The organism is Vibrio hepatarius (genome assembly GCF_011806575.1).
Taxonomy (GTDB): Bacteria; Pseudomonadota; Gammaproteobacteria; order Enterobacterales; family Vibrionaceae; genus Vibrio; species Vibrio hepatarius_A.
Window position 1 is genome coordinate 1 of the sequence record NZ_JAATOO010000049.1, and the last position, 8,265, is coordinate 8,265.

At 45.4% G+C, this 8,265-nt stretch carries 5 protein-coding genes and 2 pseudogenes; 2 read left to right on the forward strand and 5 right to left on the reverse strand.

Going from position 1 to position 8,265, the window contains the following annotated elements:
* Positions 1–231 (forward strand): annotated as a pseudogene (locus HCZ42_RS21755) (formylglycine-generating enzyme family protein); the annotation flags it as partial.
* Positions 232–492: 261 nt separating this feature from the next.
* On the opposite strand, the gene HCZ42_RS21235 reads toward HCZ42_RS21755, so the two are convergent.
* A complete protein-coding gene (locus HCZ42_RS21235; RefSeq protein WP_167422667.1) occupies positions 493–1,488 on the reverse strand; it encodes a sel1 repeat family protein in 996 nt (331 codons plus the stop codon).
* Between the two features lie 82 nt (positions 1,489–1,570).
* Between HCZ42_RS21235 and HCZ42_RS21240 the strand changes: the two genes are divergently transcribed.
* Complete coding sequence (locus tag HCZ42_RS21240) at positions 1,571–2,611, forward strand: formylglycine-generating enzyme family protein (RefSeq protein ID WP_167422668.1); 1,041 nt, start codon at positions 1,571–1,573, stop codon at positions 2,609–2,611.
* A gap of 140 nt (positions 2,612–2,751) precedes the next feature.
* Here HCZ42_RS21240 and HCZ42_RS21245 read toward each other — a convergent pair whose 3' ends face one another.
* From HCZ42_RS21245 to HCZ42_RS21260, 4 genes and pseudogenes are all read right to left on the reverse strand, one after another.
* Positions 2,752–3,720, reverse strand: a complete 969-nt coding sequence (locus tag HCZ42_RS21245; protein WP_167422669.1) for a DUF6708 domain-containing protein — start codon at positions 3,718–3,720, stop codon at positions 2,752–2,754.
* Entirely contained in the window at positions 3,717–6,935 is a 3,219-nt protein-coding gene (locus HCZ42_RS21250; RefSeq protein WP_167422670.1) for a LysM peptidoglycan-binding domain-containing protein, read from the reverse strand. The genes HCZ42_RS21245 and HCZ42_RS21250 overlap by 4 nt, the downstream gene beginning before the upstream one ends.
* Entirely contained in the window at positions 6,932–7,768 is an 837-nt protein-coding gene (locus tag HCZ42_RS21255; RefSeq protein ID WP_167422671.1) for a DUF4123 domain-containing protein, read from the reverse strand. Before HCZ42_RS21255 ends, HCZ42_RS21250 begins: the two co-directional genes overlap by 4 nt.
* 53 nt (positions 7,769–7,821) lie before the next feature.
* A pseudogene (locus HCZ42_RS21260) lies at positions 7,822–8,265 on the reverse strand (type VI secretion system tip protein VgrG); the annotation flags it as partial.

Below are 8,265 nucleotides of genomic sequence, written 5' to 3' on the forward strand. Positions count from 1 at the left end.
AACCAGGTGGCTGAATGGGTCAACGACTGGTATGCCAAAGACTATTACCAACACTCTCCCGAGCGTAACCCCCAAGGTCCGGAGTCCGGTGCTGAAAAAGTTCAACGAGACGGCAGTGGGACCACAATGACTTTTTCTCGTTTGCATGCTTCTGGTTATGACCGTTACCGCGTGGGTGTGAGCTTTCGCTGCGCGGTACAACAGTCCACACCCGTCAGTCCCTCGGTTTAATGCCGCGTCACCGAATTAACGGTGATGCGAAGCGCTTAGACATGACGAGAATGACCTCTTCGGTTGAGTGTGGGATATTCGCCGATGACTTCATTGGGGTAAAAGGCAGTGAATCATAGATCTGATAATACCCAGAGTCTCACAGAGGAACAAAAATAATGTGGTGGTACTGAAGGAGTAATGATTACTAGTTAGGACAAAGGTCTAGCATATCTACACTAGACCTTCTTGGGGGGAGTTGAACAACCTTCACGAAGTCAGTTAAAATAAGTCAATCGATGTTTCATCTAAGAACAGATTTGGCTTTATATCTTTTACAAACTCAGCCACTTGTTTATCCATTTCAGCTTGTTCTTGCTTGGTTACTAGAATTTCAAAAACAGGGTTTCCATTCTCATCCACGACTACTTGGCTATCTTTAATCATTAAAGTTTCAGTGACATTGCCTTGCCTTTCTTCTCCGCCGAGCGCTCCAGATAATCGATTATAGTAGTATGCCTTTTTAGGGTCTGGTTGAATAATGACTTTACCGGTACGGTCTTTTTCGCCTTGTGAATATTTGAAATAGAGAGTTTCTGCTGCTTCCGCATACCCGAGCTCAATAGCTTCATTGATCCATTTCATTGCCTCGTCAAGACCAATTACATCCATTCGATAATAAAGTGTTTCCATGGCGGGCGCGTAGCCTTGTTCTGCAGCGAGTCTCAAATACGGTAACTTTTCATCAGATGAATCCCAGTATGTATTGTAATCTAGGAACTTGTATCCCCCATTTGGTACAGCATTGCTAATGATATCTTTGTATCGACTTTGACGATAAAACGGTATGTACTCCCACCATTCTCTTTTGGTTATGTTTAATGCAAACGCTGCTTTCCCATCACTTTGTTGAGCGAGTTTAGCCCAGCCTTGTTGGGCTTTAGGCTCCCATTTATTATCACAAGGCCAACTTAAATAGTTACATGGTGTATTTGCATAGAGTTTCCCGCCAGCAAGTACACCCATTGCCCAAGGATGGCCCATGTTTGCCGCTTTTAAAAAGGTTTCGCCTGCTTGAAAATGTTTTCGATTTTTGTATTGAACGACACCCAACCAAAATGTGGCATAGGCACTGCCGTCGTTCGACTGCTGTTGTAAGATCTCCTCTGCTTGTTGGTATTCTTTCTGATTAAAGAGGAGGATCCCTTGCTCGGTCGGGCTTTGTGCCCAAACGGTGTTCTGAGCAAAGAGTAATAGGATAAATAGGATTTTTTTCATTGAAGCCTAGGACACTTTTCGTTGACCTACAAAATATGTGTGCAGGTGTATATAATTATCCCTTCATTGTAGAGGGACAAAGATGAATAACAAGTGGTTAAGTATGGTTTGTTTGATGCCAATCATAGCCGGATGTGGCGGTGACCGCATTGACGTATCTAGTGAGCATCTGTCGACGCAACAACTGGAAACCATCATTAGCAATATTAATGCGCAGTATCCTGATGTTGGTATAACACTAAAAAAAGAGATGGCTGATGTGGCAGTCAAAGCGATAGAAAACCTCGTATTTGTAGAGGGAGGGAGCTTTGATATGGGAGACTTTAAAGGGCCGTGTGAGATCCCAAGTAAAACGCGCGAAAGAATGGATTGGTCTCCTAATCATAAATGTTATTCGATCGCTGATTTCTCAGGACAGGGATACCAGCATAAAGTCACCTTAGATGCGTACTCAATTGCCAAATTCGAGACCACGTATGCCGATATGGAAGTGATGCGAAAAGTCAGTGGTTTACCTCTTGCTGACCAAAATCTGGATGGAACCCCAATGGATAGAGATTCAACGGAGTTTAAACGCGATTTAAAACGCTGGGAACAAATGGCAGCTAGTACACGTACTTGGCAAAATGCGAAGGACTACTGTCAATGGTTGGGTAATATTACCGCGTTACCTTTCGATTTACCGACGGAAGCACAATGGGAATACGCGGCTCGCAGTCGCGGTCAAAATCGTTATTTTGCGACGAATACGGGGTATCGTCAGGTGAAAGACGGCAGTTATTACAACCCGAAAACCGGTTATCGAGAATATTATCGAGATGAAGATGTCAATGCGTCATCTCGAATCGCAGAAGTGGATGCATTCCCGCCCAATCCATTAGGGGTGTATGGCATGAGTAATCAGGTGGCTGAATGGGTCAATGATTGGTATGCCAAAGACTATTACCAGCATTCTCCCGAGCACAACCCCCAAGGCCCGGAGTCCGGTACTGAAAAAGTTCAGCGAGACGGCAGTGGAGTGACGATGACTTTTTCACGTTTGCACGCTTCTGATTATGACCGTTACCGCGTGGGTGTGAGCTTTCGCTGCGCGGTGCAACAATCGGTGCCCGTCAATCCCTAGGTTTAACGCCGCGTCACCGAATCAACGGTGACGCGAAGTACCTAGATATAACGCGGATTATCTCTTCGGTTGAGTATGGTGGTTACTGGATAGGCGACACTGATTGCAAATATACTAGGAAGAGGGCGGTTGAATCGCGTCTAATGCCAGTTGCATCGTTTACCGCTCCACTCATGGACTTGTTCCGGCCATTTATGTCTCAGGGGGTTACACCAAAGTGCAAAATCAGCGGGTCGAAAAAGAAATATAATTGGCATAACTAAGATAAAACGAACTAATGCACTGAAGTTGCTGTATCCTTTTTCTCTTGCCAGTTCTGTATTGACTCCTGCAATCCGTGGCTCTTTACTGATTTCGTACCACAGTGGCTGTTCGTCTGCCATATAACGGCGAACATACTCCCAATAGCCATACATAGGGGCATGACTGCCCATATGACGAAGTAGACTGAGATATTGATGGCGTTGACCGGTTAAATCAGCATTGACCGCATGTTTAGGGTTGAGCCAGAGCATTAACTCGTAGCCATCTTTTAATCGGCCATAACCCATATGAGTTTTCGCCACAATGACGGATATTTCGCATTCTTGCCACGGAATACGATAGAGAATTTTATTGTGCCATACGTAGACCTCTTGGTTTTTTTTATGAAAACGTACCGGCATGGCAGTCGGCTTAAATAAACTTAAACCCATACAAATGACGAGTATTACTGTAACTGTTATATCGACGTAATTGAGTGACCATGTATCTCCAGCGGTATAAACCATCGAAGTCTTAACAAGCAGCCAGAACAAGGCAAAGAAAATCACAGCATACAAATTTCCGCCTCTACCATGGACAGACTGAACACGCATATCAAGAAAGTCTTCATGGCCTCCAGCAGAAAACAGCTCAAAAAACTCACCTAAGTCTTCTTTCTCTCCGGGTTCAGTTGTTTCATGCACCAGAGTGATTTTTTTATTGCCGGGATTTAGTGGCTCTTGCTGCATCAAATGGCCATTGGGGTAATGTTCCACACCGTGTTGGGTAATATGAAAGTTGGGGGTAAAACCAAACTCCTCTGGCCCGACCCAATGATTGGGGGCTACTTGTCTAATCTCACTCATGATTTAGTTTTCTCTATTTCAAATGACTCCAACTCACTACTGCTGCGCCAGAACTCAAACCACTGTTTTTCATCACTGATGGTAATTTTCGGGTACTTTAACGAGACAGGATAACCAGCGGGATTATGATAAGCGAGCGCCAGTTGATAAAAACGATAGTCTGTTTCCAGTTCTGCTTCATCGACCTCAAAGCTTAGGGCGGCAGTGTTGTCATTGAGCAGACTTATCTCGCCGTTAAGCTGATTGGTTTGCCAACGATTTTCTCGACTGTGACTGACCAGTAGATCCTTAGTGTCCTTCTCCGCATAGCCCTGAAGATAAACACTGACATCGCTGGTTAATGGCATAAAGCCAGGCAGTAAAATCTGCAGTGTAAAACGGCTCTGACCATCGGTTTGACTGACATTGATTAACTGTGGGATGGGTTTAAATAAAAAATCGCCAAATGCGGTCAACTCTTGTTGCATCACTTTAATCGCATCCTCTAGCTGGGCATCCTGATCAAACAGCTTCAGTCGTTGTTCCAAGGTGTTTAGGTTGGACTTACCGTAAGCATAATCGCCACGGCCCCAGAAAGAGCCCTTTAAAAACAGTTGGGTTTTATCGTCCATTAAGGAGGCTCTGACTATCTCTAGCGTTAATGCCGTCACCCCAAGAACCACCGCTGCGACCGCCATAACTGGCGCCGCCGCAGGTACCAGTGCCACCCAGGCGCAATAAGCGGCCATCCCATTGACCAGCAGTGTGACCCCTGACACCGCCGTGGCCATAGCATTTTGGTTGCTAACCAGATCAGTGCCAAACTGATACCCGCTGGCCAGCGCGGCAACAGTACCACCAACAACAGGTAGCCAACGAAAAGTCACTTCAGTAGCGATGGTGGCCCAATTTCCTATGCGTTTTGCGAATTTCATAGTATTTCTAGAGTCAAGTTTGGCGACCTTTGATAGGGAAGTTAATGATTTGGCAGTTGATTTACCAAGCAATTTAGCGCCATCTTCCTTCATAAACTCAGTAAAGACCGTTTTACCTCCGACTTGACCAAAGCGCGCACCAGCAAACTGATCGAGTACGGCAAAAGAGCTAGTGATCAACCCCAAGTAACCATTTACCTGCTCCAGAGAAACTTTTACAAAGCCATCTTTTTCAACCGTACTGTTCATTTGCGTGGTGTTGTAAACCTGAACTAAAAAAAACAGGCCGACGGCGCTGTTTTGTACATTGGGGGTAAATACCTGCTCTGTTTTGCGATACAGCTTCATCAAGGCGGTTTTTTCACTTAAGAAATCATTGCCGTTAACCTGCTTAAGCCAATATTTAGCGTGCTTTTCGACGGTACTTAGCTTTTTCCCCGGGGCTGACGTCTGGTTGACAGCATACAGGTTGAGCGTTTGAGTACTTGTTTGGTGTTGTGGAGCATTGGTGATATGCCCAGTTGCCGCATAGACCATCACGGCATATGACGCTTCAATATCAAACATCACATCACCCAGATTGCTTGTTACCAAAGGGAATTGATAGTTATAGCGATATGTGAACAGGCTATAGGTTTCCTGCCAAAGCATAACCGCATTGCTTTCATGACTTAATTGAACCAAAGGGGTTGCGATTGACTGTATCAGTCCATCGGTGGCCACGGTTGCAGGCATATTGCCCGATTCAATCAGTCCACTTCTTACACTGGCAATCGCTTCAATACTTGAGTTACTGTTGGTTGTTCCGTTAAGCTCTTTTAGCCATTTAGATCCTTCTAACACCAATGGCTTAGCAAAGCCTAGCGCGGCTAAGAAGTGCGCCCCTGCCCCTTTTTCCTGTTTCGGTTGCTCTGAGACCACTGCAAGCAAGGTTTTACTCCAACGTTGAGCCAGTGCGACGCCTTGATCGGTTGCCTCGAGATTGTTGGTCATCGCGAACAAGACGCTTTCTTTTAGCGCGATTTGTTCTTTGTCACTGTCATCTAACCAGGCGAGCGCGATATCTAGCTGTTCATGATCTAACCAAGTCAACCAATCTTCAGACAGGGTTTCAAGCTGCTGCTTGAGTTTGGGCATGGCATCCTGGTAGTCCTTTAGGTAGCCTTCCATCTCATCAACGTGCAAGCACTCTTCTAACTCTTGCTTCCTTGAAGAACCTGCTGCCGCTTGGAGTTGATCCATTTCTTGATCACTACGCTTACGCATAGATAGTGCCGCAGCGTAATGGCCAGTAGATTCATATTCTGAGACTTTAGACTCCGCCTGTGTCATCTCATTGTCGATGATGTGCTTGGTTAGCTTTGCCATCTGGAGAGGATGTTGCGACGTGCTCAAACTCGACATGGTGAGTTCGTAAGCAATTGAGAACTCCCGGCATAGATCGGTGGCGATACCAATCGCATCAACCAGGCAGACCGCGTAGTTATTTTTAGGCGTTTGTGCTTCGTATGGCACCCGTATCCCATTGATATCAGAGACTGGCTCTAATGCAGGAAACGTCCATTTTAGAAAACTCTCTGCCACTTGCGTATTAGCTAACAAGTTCTCAATATCATAAAGCGGTCTGGTATCTGGCGCATTACCTGCTGCAGCTTGTGCAAAGTCGATACGCTGACCAAGTTTGAGAATGGTATCAGGGTTGGCTTGTAAGTTTGATAATCTTAACTCTGATAGTGGCGTTATACTCAGCCACATGGTGGCTTTTGCCTGTTGTTTTTGTTTTAGAATCGGTAAAGCAGACTCCACTTCCGCAGGCATATCGCCAAACACACAACGAGCATCTTGTGCTATACCCTCTTGATAAAGTACTTCGATAAGGTACTGATCGTCCTCGTTATAAAAGTAGACGGTATGATCGATGAGCTCTCGAGCAATATAATGATGCTCGTGCATATTGGCTAAGTCGACGCCAGCTGATAAGGCCTCAGGGAGTTTTGCTGAGCTATCCTTATCTGCCACCGCATAACGCATCGGTTTTACGGTAAACCATTCATCTCTTAGTGGGCACTCTTCGACGACGTTGTCTATCTGCTTTGAACTGGCGACGATTGCCGCATTGGTTGCGGGATCTGAAGTACCAGAAACAAGTACTGCATCCTCTGGGATATTAATGACATCACCAGCACGAATCTTATTCGGATCAGAAATGTTAGGATTTGCGTTCTGTATAGATTTTAAGGTAATACCGTTTGCGCGCGCGATACCGGCTAAGGTATCTCCTGATTGAATGGTATAATTCATTGATAGCTCTCCACTGAGCCTCGTGGATTTTGGGCAAGTGAGACAGATAATTGATTAGCTTGTTTTAAACGTTGCTCAATGGGAGCTTTAAGGTTGTGCAAGCAAGCAGTGATTTCAGGATAGAGTGAGTTTTTACCTAAGACATTTCCAAGCCTGCAAACTATATTGAGGTAGTATGTCGCTAATTGTTCGTTGACTTGACCAAGTTGTTTTAAGTCAGACAGTTGCTGCAAAACAAAAGTATGCGTATCTTGTTTGGTTGCTTGAAGCTTGTGAGGAAAATATGACTCTATATGTTGGATAAGCCGCCACGCTGTATAGGCTGTACTCGCGTCACTGAGGCTTTGCCATTCTTTATCGTTAAAGCAAGTTTCCTTTAAGAACAGTGGTGTTTCCGAAGACGATTTCGCTTCCCAGTATTGTTGATTGAAAAGGTTTGGTAGCCACAAATTGGTCATTGGTCCCATCCAAGATTCAAAGCGTGTTTGTTCTGTTGCTTTGAGTAAGTAAAGGAAAATAATTGGGTCGTATAAGCGAGCTAGTTGGTTTTCTAACCCACTATGTTGACACAGAATGAGTTTCTTCCAGTGTGTTTCGAGATCACCTATGGAAGCGTCGGATTCGAATATAACGCCATACCGATAAGGCGCAGTGTCGTGAGCCCAATCTTCAATCTCTTTTGACCATGTGACAAGGTATGGGCCAAGGTCAGATACTTTTTCCCAACGAGTTCCTCTTAATAAAGGGTAATACCTGATATTAATATTAAGCTCCACTCCTAACGTTGCGATTTTGTATTCCAGTTTTGGTAGGAGAGCACCATCAAGAATCATCCAACGAGGTAAACTTGATGTAGGTGGGAGCTCGGCGTACAAAAGAAAAGTTCTCATGAATTAGCATCCTCACAAGCTTGGCAAATTGGGCTGCCTTTCATTGCAGCCTCAATGAGAGTATTTCGTTGCTGCTCTATGTTTATTGGTACCAGTTCCTCCGGGGCGGCTTGTTCCTCTAACCCCAAAGGCAGTGTCGCTATTTGGCCCGAAAACCCGCTACCACTGCCGGGACTGCCGCCAGAGTTTAGGTTGATCGCTGGGCCGACGATGCTGACGCCGGAGGCATCCACTTTGACAAAACTGCCGCCTGCTTTGACGGTGAGTTCTGAGCCCGCTTCAATCACGATCTTTTGGCCTGCTTTGATGTGTACTTCTCTACCTGCTTCGTTGACCCAGAGCTTTCCAGCTTTGATATGCACACTGCCATCGACCATCAGCGTCTGGTCTTTGGCGATTTTGTTGCGGCTTTCACCCTCCACCGTGAGGTGATGATTGTT

Coding starts and splice junctions, on each gene's coding strand:
- HCZ42_RS21235 (WP_167422667.1), bottom strand. CDS start 1,488: ATGAAAAAAATCCTATTTATCCTATTACTCTTTGCTCAGAACACCGTT.
- HCZ42_RS21240 (WP_167422668.1), top strand. CDS start 1,571: ATGAATAACAAGTGGTTAAGTATGGTTTGTTTGATGCCAATCATAGCC.
- HCZ42_RS21245 (WP_167422669.1), bottom strand. CDS start 3,720: ATGAGTGAGATTAGACAAGTAGCCCCCAATCATTGGGTCGGGCCAGAG.
- HCZ42_RS21250 (WP_167422670.1), bottom strand. CDS start 6,935: ATGAATTATACCATTCAATCAGGAGATACCTTAGCCGGTATCGCGCGC.
- HCZ42_RS21255 (WP_167422671.1), bottom strand. CDS start 7,768: ATGATTCTTGATGGTGCTCTCCTACCAAAACTGGAATACAAAATCGCA.